This is a genomic window from Planococcus sp. 11815 (assembly GCF_051096385.1).
Lineage (GTDB): Bacteria > Bacillota > Bacilli > Bacillales_A > Planococcaceae > Planococcus > Planococcus citreus.
Window position 1 is genome coordinate 811,369 of the sequence record NZ_CP096991.1, and the last position, 24,795, is coordinate 836,163.

Annotated in this window: 25 protein-coding genes; 13 read left to right on the top strand and 12 right to left on the bottom strand. The window is 48.6% G+C overall.

Going from position 1 to position 24,795, the window contains the following annotated elements:
* The first annotated feature begins 4 nt into the window (after positions 1 to 4).
* The 4 genes from M1Q06_RS04110 to M1Q06_RS04125 all read left to right on the top strand — a co-directional run bounded on the left by M1Q06_RS04110 (position 5) and on the right by M1Q06_RS04125 (position 4,142).
* Positions 5 to 745: a hypothetical protein gene (locus tag M1Q06_RS04110; RefSeq protein ID WP_434401814.1), complete on the top strand. Its 741-nt coding sequence runs from the start codon at positions 5 to 7 to the stop codon at positions 743 to 745.
* Between the two features lie 126 nt (positions 746 to 871).
* Complete coding sequence (locus M1Q06_RS04115; protein WP_434401815.1) at positions 872 to 2,806, top strand: LTA synthase family protein; 1,935 nt, start codon at positions 872 to 874, stop codon at positions 2,804 to 2,806.
* 145 nt (positions 2,807 to 2,951) lie between these two features.
* Positions 2,952 to 3,107, top strand: a complete 156-nt coding sequence (locus tag M1Q06_RS04120; RefSeq protein ID WP_405313656.1) for a hypothetical protein — start codon at positions 2,952 to 2,954, stop codon at positions 3,105 to 3,107.
* A gap of 99 nt (positions 3,108 to 3,206) precedes the next feature.
* A complete protein-coding gene (locus M1Q06_RS04125; RefSeq protein WP_434401817.1) occupies positions 3,207 to 4,142 on the top strand; it encodes an acetamidase/formamidase family protein in 936 nt (311 codons plus the stop codon).
* 52 nt (positions 4,143 to 4,194) lie between these two features.
* Here the strand turns inward: M1Q06_RS04125 and M1Q06_RS04130 are convergent, their stop codons facing one another.
* The 7 genes from M1Q06_RS04130 to M1Q06_RS04160 form a co-directional block, all read right to left on the bottom strand.
* Complete coding sequence (locus M1Q06_RS04130; RefSeq protein ID WP_434401819.1) at positions 4,195 to 5,517, bottom strand: CitMHS family transporter; 1,323 nt, start codon at positions 5,515 to 5,517, stop codon at positions 4,195 to 4,197.
* Between the two features lie 173 nt (positions 5,518 to 5,690).
* Positions 5,691 to 6,401, bottom strand: a complete 711-nt coding sequence (locus tag M1Q06_RS04135; protein WP_434401821.1) for a response regulator — start codon at positions 6,399 to 6,401, stop codon at positions 5,691 to 5,693.
* A complete protein-coding gene (locus M1Q06_RS04140) occupies positions 6,398 to 8,047 on the bottom strand; it encodes an ATP-binding protein (RefSeq protein ID WP_434401823.1) in 1,650 nt (549 codons plus the stop codon). Before M1Q06_RS04140 ends, M1Q06_RS04135 begins: the two co-directional genes overlap by 4 nt.
* Before the next feature lie 132 nt (positions 8,048 to 8,179).
* Positions 8,180 to 8,938 (bottom strand): hypothetical protein, encoded by a 759-nt coding sequence (locus M1Q06_RS04145; RefSeq protein ID WP_434401825.1) that lies wholly within the window; start codon positions 8,936 to 8,938, stop codon positions 8,180 to 8,182.
* Between the two features lies 1 nt (position 8,939).
* Positions 8,940 to 9,812: an ATP-binding cassette domain-containing protein gene (locus tag M1Q06_RS04150; protein WP_434402813.1), complete on the bottom strand. Its 873-nt coding sequence runs from the start codon at positions 9,810 to 9,812 to the stop codon at positions 8,940 to 8,942.
* On the bottom strand, positions 9,812 to 10,186 hold the full coding sequence (locus M1Q06_RS04155) for a GntR family transcriptional regulator (RefSeq protein WP_058381546.1): 375 nt from the start codon (positions 10,184 to 10,186) through the stop codon (positions 9,812 to 9,814). The genes M1Q06_RS04150 and M1Q06_RS04155 overlap by 1 nt, the downstream gene beginning before the upstream one ends.
* 136 nt (positions 10,187 to 10,322) lie before the next feature.
* On the bottom strand, positions 10,323 to 11,456 hold the full coding sequence (locus tag M1Q06_RS04160) for an IscS subfamily cysteine desulfurase (protein ID WP_434401827.1): 1,134 nt from the start codon (positions 11,454 to 11,456) through the stop codon (positions 10,323 to 10,325).
* 98 nt (positions 11,457 to 11,554) lie between these two features.
* Between M1Q06_RS04160 and nadB the strand changes: the two genes are divergently transcribed.
* The 4 genes from nadB (at position 11,555) to M1Q06_RS04180 (ending at position 16,413) form a co-directional block, all read left to right on the top strand.
* Positions 11,555 to 13,105 (top strand): L-aspartate oxidase, encoded by a 1,551-nt coding sequence (gene nadB, locus M1Q06_RS04165; RefSeq protein WP_434401829.1) that lies wholly within the window; start codon positions 11,555 to 11,557, stop codon positions 13,103 to 13,105.
* Complete coding sequence (nadC, locus tag M1Q06_RS04170; protein ID WP_434401831.1) at positions 13,105 to 13,959, top strand: carboxylating nicotinate-nucleotide diphosphorylase; 855 nt, start codon at positions 13,105 to 13,107, stop codon at positions 13,957 to 13,959. Before nadB ends, nadC begins: the two co-directional genes overlap by 1 nt.
* Positions 13,956 to 15,050 carry a quinolinate synthase NadA gene (gene nadA, locus M1Q06_RS04175; RefSeq protein WP_434401832.1) on the top strand — a complete coding sequence of 365 codons (1,095 nt, stop codon included), beginning with the start codon at positions 13,956 to 13,958 and terminating at the stop codon, positions 15,048 to 15,050. The genes nadC and nadA overlap by 4 nt, the downstream gene beginning before the upstream one ends.
* A 199-nt stretch (positions 15,051 to 15,249) precedes the next feature.
* Positions 15,250 to 16,413 carry an iron-containing alcohol dehydrogenase gene (locus M1Q06_RS04180; protein ID WP_434402815.1) on the top strand — a complete coding sequence of 388 codons (1,164 nt, stop codon included), beginning with the start codon at positions 15,250 to 15,252 and terminating at the stop codon, positions 16,411 to 16,413.
* A gap of 76 nt (positions 16,414 to 16,489) precedes the next feature.
* On the opposite strand, the gene M1Q06_RS04185 is transcribed toward M1Q06_RS04180, so the two are convergent.
* Complete coding sequence (locus tag M1Q06_RS04185; RefSeq protein ID WP_434401834.1) at positions 16,490 to 17,518, bottom strand: NADP-dependent oxidoreductase; 1,029 nt, start codon at positions 17,516 to 17,518, stop codon at positions 16,490 to 16,492.
* Between the two features lie 157 nt (positions 17,519 to 17,675).
* On the opposite strand from M1Q06_RS04185, the gene M1Q06_RS04190 reads away from it, so the two are divergent.
* On the top strand, positions 17,676 to 18,803 hold the full coding sequence (locus M1Q06_RS04190; RefSeq protein WP_434401835.1) for an NADH-dependent flavin oxidoreductase: 1,128 nt from the start codon (positions 17,676 to 17,678) through the stop codon (positions 18,801 to 18,803).
* Between the two features lie 144 nt (positions 18,804 to 18,947).
* Here the strand turns inward: M1Q06_RS04190 and M1Q06_RS04195 are convergent, their stop codons facing one another.
* Positions 18,948 to 19,559, bottom strand: coding sequence for a hypothetical protein (locus M1Q06_RS04195; protein WP_434401837.1), 612 nt, complete (start codon positions 19,557 to 19,559; stop codon positions 18,948 to 18,950).
* 195 nt (positions 19,560 to 19,754) lie between these two features.
* Here M1Q06_RS04195 and M1Q06_RS04200 point away from each other — a divergent pair, with 195 nt between their 5' ends.
* The 4 genes from M1Q06_RS04200 to nhaC all read left to right on the top strand — a co-directional run bounded on the left by M1Q06_RS04200 (position 19,755) and on the right by nhaC (position 23,407).
* Complete coding sequence (locus M1Q06_RS04200) at positions 19,755 to 20,261, top strand: hypothetical protein (RefSeq protein WP_434401839.1); 507 nt, start codon at positions 19,755 to 19,757, stop codon at positions 20,259 to 20,261.
* Positions 20,251 to 20,913 (top strand): hypothetical protein, encoded by a 663-nt coding sequence (locus tag M1Q06_RS04205; protein WP_434401840.1) that lies wholly within the window; start codon positions 20,251 to 20,253, stop codon positions 20,911 to 20,913. Before M1Q06_RS04200 ends, M1Q06_RS04205 begins: the two co-directional genes overlap by 11 nt.
* Positions 20,914 to 21,164: 251 nt before the next feature.
* On the top strand, positions 21,165 to 21,692 hold the full coding sequence (locus tag M1Q06_RS04210; protein WP_434401843.1) for a DinB family protein: 528 nt from the start codon (positions 21,165 to 21,167) through the stop codon (positions 21,690 to 21,692).
* A gap of 320 nt (positions 21,693 to 22,012) precedes the next feature.
* Positions 22,013 to 23,407, top strand: a complete 1,395-nt coding sequence (gene nhaC, locus M1Q06_RS04215) for a Na+/H+ antiporter NhaC (protein ID WP_121300511.1) — start codon at positions 22,013 to 22,015, stop codon at positions 23,405 to 23,407.
* A gap of 72 nt (positions 23,408 to 23,479) precedes the next feature.
* Here nhaC and M1Q06_RS04220 read toward each other — a convergent pair whose 3' ends face one another.
* From M1Q06_RS04220 to M1Q06_RS04230, 3 genes are all read right to left on the bottom strand, one after another.
* Complete coding sequence (locus tag M1Q06_RS04220; RefSeq protein ID WP_121300512.1) at positions 23,480 to 23,905, bottom strand: hypothetical protein; 426 nt, start codon at positions 23,903 to 23,905, stop codon at positions 23,480 to 23,482.
* 80 nt (positions 23,906 to 23,985) lie between these two features.
* Complete coding sequence (locus M1Q06_RS04225; protein ID WP_121300513.1) at positions 23,986 to 24,195, bottom strand: helix-turn-helix domain-containing protein; 210 nt, start codon at positions 24,193 to 24,195, stop codon at positions 23,986 to 23,988.
* 9 nt (positions 24,196 to 24,204) lie between these two features.
* Complete coding sequence (locus M1Q06_RS04230) at positions 24,205 to 24,684, bottom strand: DUF2975 domain-containing protein (RefSeq protein ID WP_121300514.1); 480 nt, start codon at positions 24,682 to 24,684, stop codon at positions 24,205 to 24,207.
* Positions 24,685 to 24,795: the final 111 nt, after the last annotated feature.

Sequence of the window (24,795 nt, forward strand, 5' to 3'; positions counted from 1 at the left end):
ACAAATGGACAAACTGAATAACAGGCTGCGTTCGGAAGTGGCGTCCAACAAGGACGTGACGATCGTTAAAGAACTTTCGTGGCATTTGCCGTTGGTTTCTTATGATGTGTCGTTTGCCCGCGTCAAGCGGCTCAAAATGGACATTTTAATGAAGATGCTGCTGCTGACATTTCAAGAAGCAGACATCCGCCGCCCCGCCACGCTCGCTGAGATGCTGTTTGTCGAAGAGCTATTCATTCGCGATTTGATCGATAAAATGCACAGCACGCAGCTAATCCGCCTGGACGCGAAAGGCTACCGGCTGACCGACAAAGGCCATGGCCATTTGGAGAAAGGCATTTTCGAGGAGGAGATGGAAGACGATGAAGCCATCGTGTCCTTCAGTGCCGTGCACGATAGTTATGGGCTGTTAGAAGATGTGCTTGAAGAAGATGGGCAAAACTTACCCTCCTACCGTTACGCACTTAGCCGGAATGCTGATACCGAGCGCATCCATGAGCTGCTGACGGAAGAAAAAAACAGTGCAGAAGATGGCTATCAAGTGATCGTCTCGGACGTTTCATCTTGTGAAGAACTTGGTACCGAACACATCCCGTGCATCGAGTTTCAATTATACGACCAAAAACAGGACCTCTTCTACGCGCGTGTCTGGAATACCCGGCTCGGCGCATGGGATGGAGTGCTTGAAAAACAGATCGAAGAAAAGGAACTTGTCGAATGGCGCGAAGCGATGAATAATGCGTAGCCTTCCTAAAAAACCGCTTCAAACTTTGAATTCCCGGAAAATGGGAGTACAATAGAGTTTGTTTCTTTAAAGGCAGGTACGTTAGACTGCTTTCAGATAATCGATGATGAAAAGGTGTAATGCAAAATGAAAAACAAAATGAAAATGAATACTTTTATGCCCTTGTTTCTCGTGGCAGTTGTCATGTTGTGGGCGAAAACTTATATCTCGCAAAAAACACAATTTACGCTGGAAGTGGAAGGGGCGCTGCAGGAATTCCTGCTGGCGATCAACCCTTTAGGCTCGGCACTGCTATTGCTGAGTTTCTCGCTGTTCTTTAAAGGAACGCGGAAATACTGGGCGCTGCTTGTGATTTATCTCGGCATGTCGATCCTGTTGTATGCCAATGTCGTCTATTACCGGTTTTTCAGTGATTTCATCACGTTGCCGACTTTGTTCCAAACGCAGAACTTCGGCGATTTGGGGGGCAGTGTCCTGACCTTGATCCAACCGATGGATTTCCTGTTCTTTGTGGACGTCTTGATCCTCGGCGCATGGGTAATTTCCAAGCGGACGGAAAAAGACATGCGCATCATCAAAAAGAGAATGGCCTTGCCGATAATTGCGGCGGCTTTGTTGATTTCCCTCTTTAATTTGTCGCTCGCGGAATCGGACCGTCCCGACTTGTTGACACGCGGCTTTGACCGCGCGTACATCGTCAAGTATTTGGGGATGTATAATTACGCCCTGTATGACACGGCGGAGACCTTGAAAGCTTCTTCGCAGCGGGTTATGGCGGACAGCGACGACAATACGGAAGTGTTGAACTACACGAAATCCAATTATGCGAGCCCCCATGAAAAATATTTCGGTGCAGCGGAAGGCATGAACGTCGTCTATTTGCACCTCGAATCGTTCCAGACGTTCCTGATGGATTATGAACTGGACGGGGAAGAAGTCACGCCGTTCTTGAATTCGATGATGGATGACCCGAATACGATGTACTTCGATAATTTCTTCCATCAGACAGCACAAGGCAAAACTTCGGACGCTGAATTCATGCTCGAAAACTCCCTATTCGGCTTGCCGAAAGGATCTGCGTTCATTACGAAAGGGCAGAACACGTATCAATCGGCTCCAGCCATCTTGAAAGATGAAGGTTATACATCGGCTGTGTTCCATGGCAATAACGGGACGTTCTGGAACCGCTCTGAAATCTACAAGTCTTTCGGCTACGACCATTTCTTCGATATCGAATCGTATCCGAATACGACCGAAGCGGATATGGCAGAATACGGCTTGATGGATAAACCGTTCTTCGAGCAGTCGGCACCGATTTTGGAATCGCTGCCGGAGCCGTTCTATACGAAATTTATCACCGTGGCGCATCATTTCCCTTATAAAATGGACCAGCAACTGGCGACCATCGAAAAAGGGACGACAGGCGATGCCAGCGTCGATAATTATTTCCAGACGGCCCGTTATGCTGACGAAGCGATCAAGCAATTTTTCGAACAGCTTGAAGCGTCTGGGCTTGCGGACAATACGATGATCGTCATGTACGGCGACCATTACGGTATTTCCGACAACCACAACGAGGCGATGTCTGAGGTATTGTCAAAAGACATCACGCCGGTAGAGAACGCCAAGCTTCAGCGCGTGCCGTTGTTCATCCACGTACCGGGCATGGAAGGCGGCATCAACGACACATATGGCGGCCAGATTGACCTGCTGCCAACAGTGATGCACCTGCTTGGTGTGGAAACACAGAACTACGTGCATTTCGGTACCGATCTATTGTCGGAAGAACATGAAGAACTCGTCATGTTCCGCAATGGCGATTATGTCAGCCCCGATGTCTATTCCATCGGCGAAGCGTTCTACGATCCCGAAACCGGCTTGCCGCTTGAAGAACAACAGCTCGAACAAGCCGAGACCTTGAAGCAGCACGGTAGATACGAATTGCAGTTGTCGGACCAAGTGGTCAACGGCGACTTGTTGAGATTCTATACGCCGAACGGCTTCACGCCAGTCGACCCGTCGGATTATTACTACCAGCAATCTACAGACTTAACTGAATGATATGAGCAGATGCCCTGAACCGTTTATGGTTCAGGGCATCTGTGTGAAGGCGTACTGCAGCTCTGGATGCTCGTTAGTTCCCTTATGCTTTTTTCTGTGAAACAATAAACGTACGATGAATCCAAGAATAAAGGAGCGACAGCAAGTGTTCTCGTTTTTCAAAAAGAAATGCGCCGTGTGCCAACAAAAAGCACGGCAGCCGCGAAAATATTACAACGACCGCAATGAAGCGGTCGTCGTCTGTGCACAATGCGCCATTTACGCCGAACGACGCGCGTTCCGGAAACGCAGCAGTGCCTAAACAGAAAGCTTGCCGGGTTAGCGGCAGGCTTTTTCCTATTAAAAGAAGTTTTATTTTCCGTTATAATAAAAAAAACCGTCGTTACGGAAGGGGAAGCGCATGAATCACCACATTGAACTCAAGTCCGAAAATCTCCACTCTTCGTTCAATAAAGAATACAAACCGATTTTGACTATTCAATCAGGCGATACGATCGAAACGAGGACACCCGACATCCAATGGGGCTACTCGGCGCATAAAGGCGAAGAACGAGTCATTTACCATTCGCGCGAAAACGAAGAACGGATCGGCCATCCGCTCATCGGCCCGATTGCCATTGAAGGCGCAAAGCCTGGAATGGTGCTCGAAGTGCGCATTAACCAAAATGTGCCTGGCTGGTACGGGCGCAATTGGGCGGGCGGTACGCCGGCTTGGCAAAACGAAAAGCTCGGCATCGCGGACAGCGAACGCCTCCAAGTGGACTGGAGGCTGGATCGTGAGCAGATAAGCGGCAACTGCACATTGTCCGGCAAGGAATTCAGCGTCGCCTTATCGCCGTTTCTCGGGCTCATCGGCCTGGCGCCTGGAGAGGCGGGAACGCACCGCACCTCGCCGCCGTACCGGACGGGCGGCAATATCGATTGCAAGGAACTGGTCGAAGGCAGCTCGCTGTTTTTGCCGGTCGAAGTGGAAGGGGCACTGTTGTCGTTCGGCGATGGCCATGCTGTGCAAGGCGATGGCGAGAACTCCGGAACGGCAATCGAATGTCCGATGGATCTCGTCAATTTGACAGTCGTGCTCCATGAAGAAATGGAACTTGCCATGCCGAAAGCTAAAACGCCCGCCGGCTGGGTGACATTCGGTTTCGATGAAGACTTGAACGAAGCCGCAGCGACGGCTCTCGACGAAATGGTCGGCTTGATCCAGCAGTTTCATTCGCTATCAAAAACGGAAGCGATGGCGCTCGCGAGTGTCGCTGTCGACTTGCACGTCACACAGATTGTCAACGGCGTCAAAGGGGTGCACGCCATTTTGCCGCATGGGGCGATTCGTTAAACAATGAAAAAATGCCAGGAAAGAGAGTACGCTCTTTTCTGGCATTTTTTTATTAGACGACGCCAACCAATACGGAGACGGCGAGCAAGACGATGCTGAAGCCCCACATAATCGGAAGCGAGTAGCGGATATGGCGGCCCATCTCGAGCCCCGCCAGGCCAAGTGCGAGCCAAAGAGCAGGTGAGAACGGGCTGACGAACGTGCCGATGATATTGCCGATGATCATGGCGTAAGCAGCCGTCAGCGATGACACGCCTGCGCCTGTAACGACTTGCTCGACAATCGGGAACAAGGCGAAATAATAAGCGTCGGTGCTAAGCAATAGATCGAACGGCACGCCGAAGAATCCGATGATCAAGTGCAGGTAAGGAATGACGAATGCCGGCAGGATCGTGACCAAATCACTGGCGATCGAGTCGAGCATCAAAGTGCCTTCCAGGATGCCGAGGAATGAACCGGCAGCCAAGATGATCGCAGCCATAAGAAGCGCGTTCGGCGCATGGTCTTTGATGCGGTCCATTTGGTCTTTCATGTCCGGGTAGTTGAGCGGCAAGGCGATGCTGACGCCGATCATAAAGGCAAGGCCTGCTGGAATGACGCCCCATACGAGCACACCGATGACGGCCAGCGCCAAGATGGTATTTGCCCATAAGAGCTTCGGCCGGCGCAGGGCCGTAGCTTTTTGTGACTTTTCATCTTGAGCCGTCACATCGAGTGGGTCTGCTTCTTCGAAGATTTCTTTATTGAAATCACCGCGTCTTGCGATGAGGCGTTTTTCGCGCATCGCGAGCAAGACGGCCAGGGCGATCAACAGGATGAGCCCGATCACTTGGACTTTGATCAGCGGGCGCCATAATTCGGTTACGTCCATGCCAAGAACGGCAGCGGTGCGGCCGAGCGGTCCAGCCCACGGCAGCATATTCATGATGCTCGCCGAAGTACCGACCAGCAATAGCAGGAGATAAGGATTCATTTTCAAACGCTTATAAAGCGGAAGCAGTGCTGGTATGGTGATCAGGAAAGTGGAAGCGCCAGATCCGTCGAGTTGTGCGACCGCTGCGATGACGACGGTGCCGACTGCGACAGCGATGACGTTTCCTTTAGAGACAGCGATCATTTTATTAATCAACGGATCGAACAAACCGACATCTTGCATGATGCCGAAGAAAAGAATGGCGAAGATGAACATGATGACGACGCTGATGACCGATTCGACGCCGCTATTGAAGAAGTCGCCGATTTCCGCAAAGCTGAAGCCTGCGACAAAGGCAGCCACAATCGGCACGAGCACAAGTGCGACAATCGGCGTGATTTTATTGCTGATAAGAAGTGCCACAATGATGATGATCGTAAATAAGGCAATAATACTTAACATACTGGATTCCCCCTAGGTGCAAAATAGCGCGGAGGATCATTTTGTAAACGCATACATCTTGGCGCAAAAAATAAATCCCCCGGTTCAAGTTATAAATAACAACTTATCACAGAGGGATTTGAAAAATAAGATTATTCACTTAAGACGACTAAAGAGCGTTTTGGGGGTTTTGTTCATTTTGTCCACGGGACGTAGCGGCGTTCAGGGCGGCCGATTTCCCCATAATTCAATTGCGCTTTCGCTTCATTACTTGCGACTAGATGCTCCAGGTAGCGCCTGGCGGTGGAGCGGCTGATGCCGACCGCCTTGCCGGCCTCCATGGCATTGGCCCCTTCAGGTGAAGAAGCGTTCAAAAAGTCGCGGACGCCGTCCAAAGTCAATTGGTCGATGCCTTTCGGAAGTTCTTCGCCATTGTCTTCTGTTTGAGCCGCTTGTGGAGCGGACACGCCGAACAGGCGATCGAGGTCGCTTTGCTGCCAGTCCAATGAGGCAGAGAGGACCAGCCGCTGATCGCGGAAGCGTTCCAAGGCTTGCGCGAACCGCTCGAAGTCGACAGGTTTCAATAAATAATCGAACGCCCCGCCGCGAACGGTTGCTGCAATCGTTTCAATTTCATTGGCGGCAGTCACCATGATGATGGCGATTTGAGGATACTTAGTGCGGATTTCCCAAAACAGTTCCAGCCCCGAGCGGTCGGGGATAAAGACATCGAGCAGGATCAGACCCGGAAGCGGCGCCGCCTTCTCTAAAAAGGCCATGGCTTCGTCTCCTGATTTGGCAATCGAGGCAGCTGCATACCCAGCGACTTGCCCGGCGAGTTCGGCGTTGATGCCGGCCACGCGGAAATCGTCTTCGATAATCAATACGTGAAGTGGTGCGTTCATGGGTGTATTCCTTCTTTCGGTAAAGTCAGTACAAAACAAGCGCCTCCGAGTTCACTTTCTTCGATCAGCACTTCGCCGCCAGCCGCTTTGGCGAGGCGATTCGTCGTACTCAAGCCGAAGCCACGGCCAGCAGTACTTTTCGATGATGTGCCTTCATTAAAGATGCCGCTCGCAATGGCCGGGGAGATCCCGGGACCGGAATCATCGATTTCAAAAATGATGTCATCCCCGATATCGGTAAATGTCAGGGAGATGAGCCGCTCTGATATTGGCTGTTGCTTGACGGCTTCAAAGGCATTATCGAGCAAGTTGCCGATGGCGGTCAAGAGGGCTTGTCGCTGCGGTTCAGCTACAGCTTGCTGGAGGCTACTATCCTCGCCGATTGTCAGCTGCACTTGCTGTTCACGTGCTTGATGGATCTTGCCGAGCAACAAGCCGCTGATGAGCGGGTCTTTCACTTTGCCGATCAACTGTCGCGACCATTCGAGCTGGATATGATGTTCGGTCCGGATGAATTCAAGGGCGTCTTTTCTTTTATCCAAATGGAGCAATCCGGAAATCGTGTACAGTTTATTCGAAAATTCGTGAGTTTGGGCGCGCAGCGCATTGGCGTATTGTTTTACTTGGGCAAGTTCTTTCGCCAGCTGGTCGATTTCCGTTTTGTAGCGGAAAGTCGAAACCGCCCCGACCAATGCCCCTTCGAAATGAATCGGGCTTGAGTTGACATAGACGGGATGCTCGCCGTAAAGCCGTTCCTGGTCGAAATGGCTCGTGCCACTCGCCAAAATTTCAGGCAGATCGGAAGAAGGCAGCACTTCGGTGACCGGTTGGCCAATCAATGACTGTTCGTCTTTCTCATTTCCGAACAATAATTGCTTGGCTTGGTGATTGAGCAAAGTGATGTGGCCTAGACGATTAACGGCGATGATGCCTTCGTGGGTCGATTGCAGAATGGTTTCTTTTTGGAATAGCAGATGGGCAATTTCTTCGGGCTCAAGGCCGTGAAGTTTACGCTTGATATACGAAGCAATGGCGATTGCCATTAGGAAAGCGACAGCGCCGATGATGAGCAGCATAAGCCAGACTTCCTGCGTATAATCGCCGATCAAGCTCTGGACGTCGGTCGAAAGAAAGCCGACTGAGACGACGCCGATAATTTGCCCGTCGGAATAGATGGGCACTTTCGCGCGCAGCGAATCACCGAGTGTACCGGCTGCTTTCGAGACATAGGATTGGCCTTCATTAAGAGCCCGTTCGTTGTCTTCGCCGACCATCCGCCCGCCGATCTGTTCGGGATTGGGATGGGAATAGCGAATTTCTTCGCGGTTCCCCACCACGATGAATTCCGCTTCGGTTGCTTGCTGTACGGGGGCGACGAGCGGCTGGATGACGGCTGCCGGGTCCGGTGCATCGAATGCCTCGATGATATCAGAGTTGAGGGCGATGGCTTCCGCGACACTGAGCGCTTGTTCTCCGAGCTGGTCTTCTGTCACGGTGAGCACAAAATAATTCGAAAACAAGCCGATCACCAAGAGGACCGCTGCGATCAACAGCGCAATCAAGGCGACCATTTTGGTTTTTAATGAAAGCGCACGGCCCGGTTCATCGTTCCAGCGGCGTTTCTCGGGTGTCTTTTGTAGAAACATGTGGCAGTCTCCTTGTGGATAATTTCTGTAGACATCATACCATAGCGAAGAAGGCATATATGGTGCCGTGCCATTAACCGGGCATGCAAAAGCCTTGCCGCATGGAGGGGGAGGGCAAGGCTTCGGTGGAATTTACATTTTGATTGTGACGCGTTTGGTCAGCAACCGCATCAGCGAGAAAAGAAGCAGAATCAGGACGGACGATCCGAGTGCTGTCAGCCAAAAATTCGCTTCGAGCGGATTATATGGCAACCATTCCATGGCATCGGCCGTGTTAGGCTTCCATAGATAATCATTTAGGCCGAAGATGACGAACGATAAGGCGATAAAGCCGAAGCCGGCGATCCAGCCAAAGCGGTAATAGCCGATGCTGATGACCCAGCCGGCTAAAAAGAAAGTCAAGGTGTTCAGGAATAGCGCAATCGCAGCGGCAAACCAGCCGCCTGTCGTCTCGAAAGCAGAGACCGTATCCAACTCGACAGGCAATGAAATCGTTTCAGCAAGCAAATGTTGAAGACCGTTGACGGCGAGCGGAACCAAGGTAGCAAATGCAGACAACGCGAGTGCTGCCAGGGCAGTGCCGAGGTATGAATCTTTGCGGCTGACGCCTTGCTGGATGTGGCGGCTCATGAATACATAAGCGGACATAATGCCGACCACCAACATGAAAATATTCACGGAATACTGGGAAAAGACGAAGAAACCTTCAATTTGATTGGTGTCGCCATTCTGGGAAAAGACGAAGAAACCTTCAATTTGGATGGTGTCGCCATTCAGCCAAAATACTCTTACTAAATGAATCACAAAAAGGATAGAGAAAAACCACAAACTCCATTTGAACATATCGGAAAAGACAGCGGCTGCAACTCTTCTATAGCGCGGGGATGTCATATTAATTCGCCTCCTCGGTTAAATGGATAAATAGATCTTGAAGTGAAACCGGTCCGATTTCGAGTCCCAGCGAATGCGCTTCTTGTCGTTTGGTCTCATCGAGTTCCCCATAGACCATGACGGACTTGGTCCCGCCCAGCTGCTGCTCGTTTAAGCGTTTCATATCAGATGTGAATGCATCCACATGCTCGGCGGATCCCGTGATAGAAGCGCCATGTGATGACACGGTTTCATAGGGTTCGTTCAATAATAGTTTGCCTTGGTCGATGATAACGACGTGGTCGAATAAATAATCCATTTCCGATACCAAATGTGTCGAGAGGATAAACGTCCGAGTATGTTCTTCCTGATCCATCAGTATCTCTTTGTAGAAGATCTCGCGCGCTGGTGCGTCCATGCCGAGATAGGCTTCATCGAAAATGGTGACGGGTGCGCGGCTTGCAAGGCCAATGACAACGTTTAACGCAGATTGCATGCCTTTCGATAGTTTATTGACGGGTTTATTGACCGGCAGTTTGAAACGCTTGGTCAATTGTTCGGCATAGTCCATGTCAAAATGAGGACGGTAATGGGAGGCAAGTGCGATTAACTTCTTCGCTTTCTCGGTTTCTTCTTTATAGTCCTTGTCATAGACGAACGCCACTTGCTCCATCTTCTCTGGATTCTCGAACACCGTGGAGCCGTCGACGAATACTTCGCCAGCAGTAGGTTCGCGGAAAGCGGCAATCAACGACAGCAATGAGGTTTTGCCGGCGCCGTTTCGGCCGATGAGGCCATGGATCTTGCCTGCTTCCAATGTCAGTGACACGTCTTTCAAGGCTTCAAACTTTTTGAATTTCAATGTTACGTGATTGAGTTGGACTGAGGCTGCCATCATGCATCACGCCCTTTCGTGGATTTGATCAATTCGATGATTTCTTGTTCCGTAATGCCGAGTTTTTCTGCTTCCTGCACGAGCCCGGTGACGTAATTATCGACAAATGCCTTTTTCCGCTGCTGGACTAAAGTTTTCTTTGCGCCTTCTGCTACAAACATGCCAATCCCTCGCTTTTTAAATAGTATGCCTTCGTCGACAAGCTGTGTGATGCCTTTGGAGACGGTTGCGTGATTGATTTTGTAGAAATTGACCAATTGATTCGTCGATGGAGCTTGGTCGCCTTCTTTTAATTGATCGTTGACGATTTGGTCTTCGATCAATTCGCGGATCTGCAAAAATAAAGGTTTCGCTGAATCGGTTGGGTTGACCATGAAAACACCTCCTTGGGTGATTGGGTAATATGGTTATATACTTATGTGTATAACCATATAACGTAAGCTTTTGTTTGTCAACAAAGTTGTCAGAAAAATTTCAGGCATAAAAAAGAAGCCGCATGAATAGCGGCTTTCAAGAGTGTGGAACGAATTCAGACAGTGATTGTCCAACTAATTGGATAAAGTGGTCGATCTCGTCGTTGGTGGTTTCTTTATGGAAGGAAACCCGGACGAATTTTTTTGCGGCGTCGCTTTCCGTTCCCATCGCAAGCATCGCAGACATCGCTTCACCGTAGCCGATTTTGCAGGCGGTGCCTGTGGAAATGGCAATCTGTGCGCGGTTGCAGGCGAGCATCATCCATTGCCCTTCAACATGCGGCAAAACAAGTCCATGAATGAACGGGGATTTCGATTTTATGTCGCCCGTCGCGATGACGCCTACGGGCAAATGTTCAATCAAATAGTCCTGAAGCTTGCGTGCGTGCTCATAGTTCGCGGGTTGTTCCATGACAGCGTGTTTTGCGGCGATGGACGCGGAGACGATTCCCGGAACATCGATTGTTCCGGCGCGGAAACCGCCTTGATGTGTCGTTCCTTCGTACACCGATTCCCAGTGAATGGTCGGGTCGAGGTAGGCGATGCCGACACCTTTGGGGCCGCCGATTTTATGCGCTGAACAAACAGCAGAAGCGACGCCCCATGATCCGATGTCGACTGGCAGCTTTCCGAAGCCCTGGACGATATCCGAGTGAAGCGGCACGCCGAATTGCTGAGCGATCTTCGCACATTGTTCGACCGGCTGGACGGCACCCATCTCTGAGTTGACGAGCTGCATGACGACGAGCGCCGTTTGCGCGTTGACCAGTTGTTCGTAAGCATCCAAATCGATGCGTCCAAACTCATCGACGGGAACATAGGTAATGTCATAGCCTTCCTGTTCAAGTTCATGAAACACAGATAAGACGGAAGCATGTTCGAGTTGTGTCGACACGATCGACCGGCAATGCTCGGGACGTCCTTTCAATAAAGAGCGTATGGCGAGCTGGTTCGCTTCTGATGCGTTGCCGGTGAAGTAAATGCCATCTTGTCGCACGTTAAGGAATTGTCCCCATAATTTCTTGCACGATGCGAGATAATCTGCTGCGAGAGATCCTGCATCGTGCAAGCTTTGCGTGTTGCCGAATGCATTGTTAGCCGCTTCCACGTAAGCGTCAATCGCTTCTTTTCTCATCGGGGCGGTCGCCGCCGAATCCAAGTAAATCGTCATTTTCCATCAACTTCTTTCCCTATCCGAGTTTATTCTTGTAATCACTGTATCTTTATGTCATTAATAGTGTCAAGACACTTGTAAAGAAGGTGTAAAGTTTGTTCGATGTTTGCATCATCGGGGGAGGCGTCGCCGGGCTCATGCTTGCGCGTTCGCTACCAGACAATTATTCCATCGCAGTCGTCACGAAAACAGATGCCGGGACAGGAAATACAAGCCTTGCGCAAGGTGGAATCGCCGCAAGCCTGAGTTTTGATGACCGTCCCGAATCCCATGCCACGGACACTTTGCTCGCCTCGGCACATCACGCCGACGCTGGGCGCGTAGAAATTTTGGTCAATGAAGGATCGGAGCTCATGAAGAATTTGCTGAAGCAAGGGCTGCCATTCGACGGGGATGAACGCGGGCTGCCAGCGCTCGGCATGGAAGGCGCACACAGCCAGCGCCGAATCGTCCATGCAGGAGGCGACCAGACCGGCAAGATGCTCATGCACTATCTAATGGAAGAAACGTCCGGAAAAATCACGCGTTTCGCTTTTCATCAAGCCTTGGCATTAAAGATGAAGAACGGCCACTGCACTGGCGTCGTCGTTTCAGATCAGTCCGGACAACGTTCAGTCATTCAAGCACGGCACCTCGTCCTCGCGACAGGCGGCATCGGGCAATTGTACAACGAAACGTCCAACTCATCCGTTGCGACAGGCGACGGATTGTCACTGGCCTATCACGCAGGCGCTGTACTGGAAGATCTCGAATTCGTCCAGTTTCATCCGACTGTCCTGACGCTAGAAGGCAAGTCGTGCGGGCTCATCTCGGAAGCTGTGCGCGGTGAAGGCGCTGTATTGGTGGCTGGAAATGGCAAGCGTGTCATGGACGGCATCCATCCGCTCAAGGAACTCGCACCGCGCGATATTGTTGCAAGGGCGATCGAACGGCATTGGCAAACCAAAGGGCCGGTCTTTCTCGACGCCAGGCATGTGGCTGATTTCCAACAGCGCTTTCCATCGATTTATGACAATTGCCGGAACCATCGAATCGATCCAACGAAAGAGTTACTGCCAGTCCGTCCGGGCGCCCATTTTCATATGGGCGGTGTCAGGACGGATAGTTGCGGCCAGACGTCCATTCCTGGGCTGTATGCTGTCGGGGAAGTCGCGTCGACCGGTGTCCACGGCGCCAACCGCCTGGCGAGCAATTCATTGCTGGAAGGCTTGGTATTCGCTAAGCGGCTTGCGGAGCGGATCAACCAAGAGCCGCAGCCATCCGAAAAGATAAAATCAGTGCAAGCAGATCATGAACTGCCATGTACATATTTTCAAGGCGTTGATGAAAATCAGCTGAAACGAAACATGACAGAAACGGCAGGGATTTTAAGAGAACCGTACGCACTGCAGAAGTTTTTACAAGCACATCCCTTAAAAGTGCAAGCTCTCGAGGATTATAAGGATGAAGTCATCGCACAGATCCACCGGGAAACCTCCTGCAGCCTTATCGCGACTGCAGCCTTATTGCGGGAAGAAAGCAGGGGCGGCCATTACCGGGTCGATGCGCCTGAACCGAAAGCCGAATGGGACGGAAAAGTCATCGGCATTTCAAAAAGCGGCGTCCATTTAATTACACGAAATACGAAGATCAAGGAGACCATATGATGAATCGCTTAAAAGCAGAACAAGCATTAACACAATTTCTACTCGAAGATATTGGAGACCGCGATGTCTCCTCAGTATTGTTCGATCGGACGGATACAGGCGCAGCGCTCGTGCGCATGAAACAAAGCGGCGTCGTGGCAGGTCTCGATTGCTATGAATGGGGCTATCGCCTGCTCGACGCGTCGGTCGAAGTGGAATTATTGAAACAAGACGGTGACCGTGTAGAAGCAGGAGAGGCGATCGTAAAAATCACGGGACCCATCGCTTCGCTTCTGGCGGGAGAGCGGGTGCTGTTGAACTTGGTCCAGCGCATGAGCGGCGTTGCGACATTAACGGCGAAATGCGTGGAGGCATTGGACTCGGACCATACGCGCATCGTCGATACCCGCAAAACGACGCCAGGGTTGCGAATGTTCGAGAAATACGCGGTCCGCGCGGGCGGTGGTTTCAACCACCGAAACGGCTTGTACGATGCGGTCATGCTAAAAGATAACCACATCGCAGCGGCCGGATCGATTACCGAAGCGGTGAAAAAAGTACGCGATTCGCTCGGCCACATGACGATGATCGAAGTTGAAGTTGAGACAGAGCAGCAATTGATGGAAGCGATTGACGCACGTCCCGACACGATCATGTTTGACAACCAGACCCCGGAAACAATCCGACGCTGGGTGCAGCTAGTTCCAGAGACGATCCGTACGGAAGCGTCCGGTGGCATTGACCTCGAAAAGCTTTCCGATTACCGTGATACCGGCGTCGACGTCATTTCCATCGGTGCTTTGACGCATAGTGTTTCGAACCTTGATATCAGCATGAATCTTTCCATATCCCCGAAGGAGGCAGTAATTTCATGACTTCATTGCTTGAAGAACTTCAAATGGCAGATGCCATGCCAAAAAGCTATTTAACAGCATCAACAGATGAATTGCATGAACGCGCAAAACGTGCACGTGCAGCTCTCGGAGAACGATTGTATATCCTTGGCCATCATTACCAGAAAGACGAAGTGATCCACTATGCCGATGTGACCGGCGACTCGCTGCAATTGTCGCAAATCGCTGGTAGGCAGACAGCGGATTATATCCTGTTTTGCGGCGTCCATTTCATGGCAGAGACCGCGGATATCTTGACTGAACCGCATCAAGCGGTCATTTTGCCTGATATGCGGGCGGGTTGTTCGATGGCGGATATGGCCAATATCGACCAAACCGAACGCGCTTGGCAAGAGCTTCAGAAATTGTATGGCGACACTATCGTCCCGCTTACTTACGTCAATTCAACAGCGGCGATCAAAGCGTTTGTCGGCCGGAACGGGGGAGCGACGGTGACTTCCTCCAATGCACAGGAAATGGTCGAGTGGGCTTTGTCCCAAAAACAGCGCATGCTGTTCTTGCCCGATCAGCATTTAGGGCGCAATACTGCCGTGAAGCTTGGCATTCCGCTCGAGCACATGGCGGTGTGGGACCCGATCAAGCAAAAACTCGAACTCGGTTGTGCGGTAGAAGACGTGCAAGTAATTCTCTGGAAAGGGCATTGCTCGGTGCATATGAACTTCTTGCCGAAACACGTCGACCATTTGCGCGTCAAAGAACCGGACCGCAACATCCTCGTGCATCCGGAATGCACCTATGAAGTCGTTAGCGCCTCTGATTTTGCGGGCTCCACAAAATACATCATCGATATGATCGAAGCATCCGACCCAGGCTCCAAATGGGCGATCGGTACGGAAATGAACCTCGTCAACCGGCTCATCAAGGATTTCCCGGACCGCGACATTGTTTCCTTGAATCCTTTTATGTGCCCATGCCTGACGATGAATCGTATCGATTTGCCGCATTTTACATGGATCTTGGAAGAACTGGTGGAAGGCCGCGTCCTCAACCGTATCCAAGTGGACGAGAAAACGGCGAGTGAAGCGAAGATGGCTTTAGCGAAGATGCTATAGGAAGAAAACCCGCTGTCCTGGAAAGGGACAGCGGGTTTTGTGTATCTTTAATAGATTGAATTTTACAATATTTATACTTACAATTAAGAGGTGAGAAAATAAACGATTGAAGATTGTAGTTTGATGGGCTGGAGTACATAAATCTTATATTGAGTAAAAGAGAAGTGGAGTGGATGATGTGTCGAGCAAACTTACATTCATGCCGATCAGCTATACCGGCTGGGGCGCATTGGAGCAATTAACGAGCGAAGCGGAACGCCTGAACGCGAGCAATATCCTCATCGTCACCGACCCATTTCTGGAAGAGCTCGGGATGACGCAAAAAATCGTCGAACCGCTCGAAGCAGAAGGGTGGAAGACGAGCATCTACACAGAAGTCGTGCCGGAGCCGCCACTTGAAGTCGGTGAAAAATTGGTTGCTTATACGAAAGAAAATAAATTCGATTTAGTCATCGGCCTGGGCGGCGGCAGTGCCTTGGACCTGGCAAAATTAGCAGGCGTCCTGGCGACACATGAAGGGAAAGTGGCCGACTATTTGAACTTGACGGGCAAGCGTTCCTTGACGGATAAAGGCATCCCGAAAATTTTAATTCCGACGACTTCCGGAACGGGTTCCGAAGTGACCAATATTGCCGTATTGTCGCTGGAATCCTCGAAAGATGTGGTCACTCATGATTATTTATTGCCCGATGTGGCGATTGTCGACCCGGAATTGACTATTTCCTTGCCGCCGAAAGTGACAGCTGCAACAGGCATCGACGCGTTGACGCATGCGGTGGAGGCGTATGTATCGAAAAATGCCAACCCGGTAACAGACGGCCTGGCGTTGCAGGCGATCCGCTTGATCAGCGGGTCGATACGCACAGCAGTAGAAGACGGGGAAAACAAAGAAGCGCGCACGAATATGAGCTACGGCAGTTATTTGGCAGGATTGGCCTTTTTCAACGCCGGCGTTGCCGGTGTACACGCCTTGGCGTATCCGCTTGGCGGTCAGTTCCATATCTCGCACGGTGAATCCAATGCTGTTTTGCTTCCGTATGTCATGGGCTATATCCGCCCGAGCTGTGAGAAGAGAATGAAGGACATCGTCGAGGCGATGGGCGTTAACATCACACAAATGGATGACCAACAAGCTTCCTATACATGCGTCGAGGAGTTGAAAAAACTCGTCGCCGATGTGAATATTCCCGTGTCGCTGAAAGGCTTCGATATTGGGGAAGACGCCTTGGACAGCTTGGCGGACGATGGCATCAAGCAAACAAGAATCTTGGCGAGAAGCCCGATGCCGCTTGAAAGAGAAGATATTTACGCAATCTACCATGCCGCCTATTCAGGGGAAGTCGCTGAGAAGAAGACGGCGTAATATGAAAAAAAGCTGAAGCAGGAACCCATTCAGGTTCCCGCTTCAGCTTTTGTATTTCTATAGAAGAAAGTGAGATTTACAGTTTAGCGAACTCTGGGTCAGCCACTTTCACCAATTGCTTGCCGAGGTTGCTGCCTTCGAACAAGCCAAGGAATGCTTCCGGTGTTTTCTCGAAGCCTTCTACGATCGTTTCTTCGTATTTCAGCTTGCCTTCTTGCAGCCATTTGCCGAGATCCTGTGCGCCGGTTTTGAAATCATGCGCGTAATCGCCGAGCGTGAAGCCTTTCATCATCGAGCTCGTCGTGATGAATTTCCACTGGATGCGCGGGCCGATATCTCCTTCTGGGTTGTTGTAAGCAGAGATGGCGCCGCACAACACGACGCGTGCGTTGCGGTTGATTTCAAAAATGACCGCGTCCGATACTTCGCCGCCGACATTGTCGAAATAGACGTCAACGCCGTTCGGGATGGCTTTTTTGAATGCTTCTTTGAAGTTATCGTCTTTATAGTTTACGGCTGCGTCGAATCCAAGTTCGTTGATCAGGTGGTCGATCTTATCCTGTGAACCGGCGATGCCGACGACGTGTGCGCCTTTCAGTTTGGCGATCTGCCCGACGACTGAACCGACAGCTCCTGCTGCGCCTGAGACGACGACCGTTTCGCCTTGTTGCGGCTTGCCGATATCGAGCAGGCCGAAGTAGGCTGTTAGGCCAGTCAAGCCGAGTATGCCGAGACGGGTCGTAATGGGTGCAATGGATGGATCGACTTTTTGCACTGATTTCGCATCCGCCACATTATACTGTGCCCAGTCCAACGTGCCAGTAACGATATCGCCTTGTTTGAAATCATTGGAATTCGACTCGATGACTTCAGCGAGCACTCCTCCTGAAATTGCTTTGTTCAATTCGAACGGTGCCACATAGGATTTCTGGTCTTTCATGCGGCCGCGCATATACGGGTCGACGGAAAGATATAAAGTTTTCAGCAATAATTCATTCGTGCCGATTGTCGGGATGTCTTTTTCGACAAAATTAAAGTCGCTGTCAGTCGGCGTGCCTTCTGGGCGGTTCGCCAATTGGATTTCTTTGTATGTGTTTGGGGTCATGTAGATTCCTCCTTGGAATAAGTTTGCATAGAAGAGCGTACCACTCCCAAAGAAAGGAAGTAAAATTTCCAGCTTGCCAAGCTCGTATTGTTGTAGTTGTCCTAAGGCTATGATATTTTAATATAACTAACTTTAATTCAAAGGAAGAGGTAATTAAATGAACCCGCAATACAAACCATTATTCGAAGAAATCACGTTGCCAAACGGCGTCGTCCTGTCTGACCGTTTAGGCGTCGCACCGATGACGACCTATTCAGGAAATCCGGACGGCACTGTCTCAGATGCAGAACTTTCGTATTACCAGCGCCGCGCAGGTCTCGGCAGCCTATTCGTCTCTGCCTGCATCGCAGTTTCGGAAAACGGCATCGCTTTTCCGAACCAATTCGTCGCATTTAAAGACGACGTCATGCCGCGCTTAAAGCAACTCGCGACTGAAATGAAATCACAAGGCAGCAAAGCCATCCTGCAAATGCAGCACGGCGGTCGCCAAGGCCAGCCGGATTTGATCGAAGCGGGTGAAACGGTCGCACCGAGTGCCATCGCGGAATCTGCGGACAAGCCGACACCGCGCGCTTTGACGGGAGAAGAAATCACCGACATCATCCGCGATTTCGGTGAAACGACGCGCCGCGCAATCGAAGCCGGATTTGACGGTGTGGAAATCCACGGCGCCAATACGTATTTGATCCAGCAATTCGTCTCTGCCACTTACAACCAGCGTGAAGACGAGTGGGGCGGCAGCCTGGAGAACCGTTTGAAATTCGGTTTGGCGGTCTTGGATGAAGTGAAGCAAGTGGCTGCGAAACATGCAGACGACAGCTTCATCATCGGCTACCGTTTGTCACCAGAAGAAAACAATGCAGATTCCGTTGGCTATACGATCAAAGAAACGCAACAATTGGTTGAGCGTTTGATCGAAGGCGGGATCCATTATATCCACGTATCGCTCATGGAATTCAAAAAAGCGCCACGCGGCATGGAAAATGGGGACAGCATCGTTCAAATCCTGTCGAAACAAATCGATGGTCGCGTCGCATTTGTTGTAGTCGGCGGCGTCACGCAGCCTGAACATGCGGTAGCTGCGCTTGAAGAAGGTGCGGACATCATCGTCATGGGCCGCCAAGCACTGGTCGACCCGGAATGGACCGAGAAAGTGAAGCAAGGAAACGAAACAGACATCAACGAAACGATCCCGCAAGAACTGGTCGGCAAACTCGACATCCCGGAAACGATGTGGAACGCCATCACGTCTTATGGCATGGTCAAAGTTGACGCGAAAGTATAAAGAACAGCAAGCTCCCAGGCCGGATATGGCCTGGGAGCTTTTTAGTGTTAATTTTGCAATGTTTGATTAGGCTTTTATTAAAAGTCTCAGTTTAGATTTGTGAATAATAAGGTCCTACACATTTTCTTTAAGAATTTTTTTACATTACTTTTTCTCCTCTTCTAACTGTTTTTTTTCATCTATTAATTCACCTAACTCTTTTGAAATCCACTCACTATTAGAGTCACTATATTTCACAATATGAGTTTGTGAAAAGCTATCACTCTTATCTTGTTCGCTTAAAAATTCTAAAATTTTATCTAAGGCAGTGTCAGCTTGTTGAAGTGGTACTTTACTGAGGTGAAAAACATATTCATTATTATTAACTTTTGCATTAATACTAAAAGTAATATCTTTTTCTGAAGCGCCATTTGCAGTATAAGATGTGTATTTCTCATCACATGTATTTTTTTGAGTTTTTTTACTGAAGTGTTTAATTGCCTCCCAAACTGCACTAGAGCTTACCCCTAAAACTAATGAATTAACTACTTGGGAGTGTAGTACTAAAGTGACTGTAGTGAAAAATTCTGCATCTAAAGCTAAAAATTTTCCTTCTTTATCATGTACATTAAATGCTATTTCATTCCTATCCAAAACTTCTTTAAAATCATCAATTTCGTCAGTAGAAACAATATTGCCAAAAGTAGAGAAGTCTATAGTTCTTCCTTTCAAAGAATGGAAGTCAAACCCCTTATAAATATCGTGAATGTTGTCCATGTTTATTTATGCCCCTTTCTGTAATACTTGAAATTATAGAATAATTAATCTATTTTGAAAATAAAAATATGTTAATATCATATAAGTAACAGTTAAAATGCGGAGGCAAGTCGCAGTCTAACAATAATTTTTTATTGAATAGTTTTTGAACAATTTTCTTTAATGATAAGAAGAAAAAGATAGGAAGTTGCAAAGATGAAAGAAATAATAATAGCGTTAGTAAGTTCATCTATAACAATAGTTATAACGAGTTTCTTTAATTATCACTTCTTAATTAGAAAAGAGACTAGACTACAGGCTAATTCTTATAAAGTTGAGATATTACAAAAATTATATATGCCCCTAATCAAAGAGATTAATAAAGCTTATCATCCACTAGATGGTTATATGGGATTGAGTTATGAAGGATTTCACGTAACTGATAAAATAATTAAAGATAATTATCAGTTTGTAGATCCTGATTTGGTTTTAATTCACCAAATTTTAATTGAAGAGTATTACTTAATAAATTCGGGGGCGTATCAGCCGAAGTTTATTGATGAAGATAAGCATTTACTTAACCATTTAGAGTATAATTTCAATTTCTACAAAAAAGAATTGGGATTGCCGTATAATAAAGAAAAAATGGAAAACGCTTGGAAGGAAGCAAAAATTAGAAGTGGAAAGCTAAGAACTAGGAATAAGGTGAATCATGACGAATAACTCGAAAAGAACAAACCTAGTTATATATACAGTAGTCGGAGCTTTAATAATAATTATCATATCTTTAGTGCTTACTTTAATAACAGAAGGGTTTAATATATTTCCTCAGTGGCTTTTAGAATCAGTAATCATAGGAGGGTTCACACTTTTAGGAGCTGGATCTGGAGCTTTTTTAGCAGGTAGATATACTTTGAAGTCAGTAAATCAACAAATTGAGCATTCTGAAATAGAAGCGGAAAGAATTAGAATTGAGACTAATAATAATGCTTTAAGAATTATTGACTACGTACTTGAAGATTTTTTTGTAAGCTATAATTTTGTAATTAGTCCTTTTAAACGAAAAAGTGTCAGTCCCGAAGTTTTAGTTCGTGGAATCAATGAGTTTAATGGACCTATATCAAAGATTGAAACTTTAATATTAGATCCTGACTTGCTATCTAAAGTTTCGGTTGAATATATGGAGGAAGTACCAGGGAAATTGGGAAGGAAAATTTCGCATTTAAAAGATATTGTAAGAGTAGTTAATTTACATGCGGATATCTTTAACGAAGACCAGGTTGGGGACATCTATGAAGACTTAGAGAGAGTGTGGCAAGGAATTAATGACGTTAGAAATAGAATAGACTCAATAATTAACAATTCTTCAATATAAGTCATTTTTAAGAGTAATATGATGGTAAGTTTTTTTTGCCATATTTATTGAAATGAAGAAACTACTCTATAAAATTTAATACAATAAGTGCTTGTATAAGTGAAAAAATATATTTTTGTAATCAATTTATAGGTGTCTTAAAAAGTAACTTAGAGGGATTAGGTATTGAGTAAAAGTACATAATTATCATATAGAAAAAATAATTTCAATTTCCTTTAAGAATTTTCTTTTTGTATTGGAGGGAAAAAAGGATGGACTACCGAATCACAGAAAAAACGGGATTCTCACCGAAAGTCGGTGAACTTGTGTCGATCCTTGACTATACGCGCTCAGTTACCTTGGCAGATGTAGAAGGTTTGTCTGTCGAAGAGCTTGATTATTTGGCTGACGGGCATGCAAATTCGATTGGGGCGCTCTTGATGCATATAGCGGCAATTGAATTTGTCCACCAGGTCATCGCATTCGAAAACCGTGACTTGACGGAGCGGGAGCTCGATCAATGGCTCGTCCCGCTTGAACTGGGGGACAGGGCAAGAAATGAAATTCGCGACCAGCCGCTTGATTATTACTTGGCTGAATTAAAAAAGGTCCGGGACCACACACTGTCACTTATGGAAAATGTCGACGACAGCTGGTTATACGAAGAAGGTCAGTATGATAACGGAGTCGTCTATAATAAGTATTTTCTCTGGTTTCATGTCGTGGAAGATGAAACGAGCCACCGGGGGCAGATCCGAATCCTCAAACGGATGCTGGAGAAGCAAAATCAACGAAAATGATATTTTAATGTCCAACCGCAACAAGCCGCTTGACTTCTCCCGGGGAGATGCTAAGATTTAAGGCAATTGCAAAAAGCAACGACTAATATTGAATGATGAATGAGTAGGCTCATTGCGCGCAGCACAAAGAGACTGGACGGTCGGTGGAAGTCCAGGCAGCAATCGGGGTGAATTACGCCATCTGTAGTTTCAACGGTCAATTGAGTGGATGTTCTGGAGTGGAACATCAACTAGGGTGGTAACGCGGAGAAAACCTTCGTCCCTTTTTTAGGGATGAGTGGTTTTCTTTTTTTATTTTCACAATACAGGAGGAACTGGACATGTTTCATATTAAAGCGATTTTATCACCGGGTACAAAAGAAGCGGCAGCCCTCGTCGCACTGGTCGTCGCGATCATCAGCGTCAGCATCATCGGATTCGAAGCGGCTCCGCATGTGCCGATCTTACTGGCGATCTTATTGTTGATGTGCTACGGGCTGGCTAAAAAATTATCGTACCGTGAACTGGAGCGGGGCTTGATCGAAGGCGCGGGCGCAGGAATGGGCGCCGTATTTTTGTTCTTCTTCATCGGCATTCTTATCAGCAGTTGGATGATGAGCGGGACGATCCCGACCTTGATCTATGCCGGGTTCAGCCTGGTGACGCCTGTGTTTTTCTTTGCAGTGGTCTTTATCGTCACGGCGATCATCGGGCTGTCTGTCGGCAGTTCCTTGACGACAGTGGCGACGGTAGGTGTTGCTTTGATCGGTATCGCCGGAGCGCTGGATTTGTCGCTGGCGATCACGGCAGGCGCAATCGTTTCGGGTGCCTTTTTTGGGGACAAGATGTCGCCGTTATCGGATACGACCAACTTGGCTGCTTCCATTGTCGGTGTCGATCTCTTCGAACACATCCGCAATATGGGATGGACAACGATTCCTGCCTTTGTCCTGACGCTGATCTTCTTCGGTCTGTTATCGCCGTCGGTTACCTTGGACCATACAGAAGACATCGCCTTGTTCAAGGAAGGCTTGCTTGAGACGGGGTTGATTCATTGGTACGCCATGGCGCCGCTCGTCGTCTTGATCGCCTTGACGGTATTCAAAGTACCCGCGGTTTTGACTTTGGCTGCTAGTTCAGCGGTAGCGCTTGTCGTTTCCTTGTTCCACCAGAGCCTGCAAGCCTCGTCGATGCTTGGCATCCTGTTCGGCGGCTACGAATCATCGACCGGCATTGACGAAATCGATGCACTGCTTTCACGGGGCGGCATGGAAAGCATGTTCTTCACCATCGCTTTAGTGCTCCTCGCACTCAGCATGGGCGGATTATTATTCAAACTCGGCATCATTCAAAGTTTGCTGGCGAAAATCGAAAGCCTGCTGAAAAAAGTGTCATCTGTCATCGTCGCATCCGCCTTGACGGCGATCGGCACGAACATCCTCGTCGGGGAACAATACTTATCGATCTTGCTGACGGGACAAGCGTTCAGTGAATCGTACGGAAAAGTCGGACTGGCCGGAAAGAACTTGAGCCGCGTCATGGAAGATGCTGGGACGGTCGTCAATCCGCTCGTGCCGTGGAGCGTCTGCGGGATTTTCATCGCGTCGGTGTTGGATGTTTCGACATTGGAGTATTTGCCGTTTGCATTCTTTTGCTTGCTGTCGCCTCTTTTGACGGTGTTGCTTGGGGTGAGCGGGAAAACCTTGACGTATATTGAAAAATCTCCAGTAAAGTGAATGCTAAGCAAGCCAAAAGGGCTGTCGCCAAGTCATCTTCATGATCTTAGCGACAGCCCTTTTTCTATATTTCTACTGGTTAAGGATTCCCTTCCTAGCCTGGGAATCGGTTTTGTGCTTGCTGAAAACGCCGTACAAGCCGAGTGCTATTTGGATGAAACTGAGGAAGAAAAAGAACACGAGCGGCAAATACCAGTCGCCCAGCAATACAATCGGCAACGCCGCGCTCAGCGATAACAGGATTCCTAAACTAATAGTAGCGACAAAACATGTCCGCGTTTTCTTAGTGAATCCGCAAACTGCTGCCACAGCGTTTCCGATTCCAAAGACAACCATTCCATAAATAGCTAAAGCAGGCCAACTAGTAAAAGGCATGACGCCGACCCACTCGGGCGGGAACTCCACGAACATCCCCATGAACGGCAGCATGGAAATGCCCATAAAAAACGCGCCTAACGACATGGCTAGATTAAATGCAGCGACCAGTTTTGTCAGCAAGATCTTTTCCTCCTTTGGTTTCGAAGAATGAGCAAGATGCTCTGAAATTTACTGTTTCCAAAAAGCGAAGGAAGTCAGGACTATTCTTCCTCCTGGTATTCCAATACATCGCCTGGCTGGCAGTCGAGCACTTTGCAGATGGCTTCAAGCGTCGAGAAACGGATTGCTTTCGCTTTGCCGTTTTTCAGGATGGACAGATTGGGCATGGTGACGCCGACTTTTTCGGATAGCTCGGTCATGCTCATTTTGCGCTTAGCGAGCATGACATCGAGATTTATGACGATTGGCATTAGATCACCTCAGACCGTAAGATCATTTTCTGATTTGATGTCGATGGCGTGCGTCAGCAGCTTCTGCAAAACCGCTGCAAAAACGGCGATGACGAATGCGGCGAAACCGATGCCAGCGCCCATCAAAATGAGGCCTGGCGCATCGTCGATTTCTGCGATCATGTAAAACAGCGGCATCGCGAGAAAATAGATGCCCGTGATCGCAAGGGCACACAGCTTGATGTTTTTGATTGCCTTCACTGAGCGCACAGAAAAGGCGGTGTTGTCATCGATGAAACTCAATAATTTAAACGTCTGGTACAGCGCCAGGAAATAAGCGACCGCGGTTGCGTAGAGCATGAAGATAAAGACATACTGCAGAAATGCCAGCTGGTCCGGCCCGTCCTGGATAATGCTCGAAAGTGGCAGCACCACGAAGATGCACAACGCGATGACCGGCAGCGCCATGAGGAACAACACCACTTTTAAAAACAAAGTCTCCCGTTTCATAAAACCCACCTCTTTGCTTGTTAATACTTAAAGTATAGCGACTTATTTATCGTTTATCAATAAATAATTGTTGTTTAGCGATATTACAAATTTGAAAGGGAAGGATGAGTA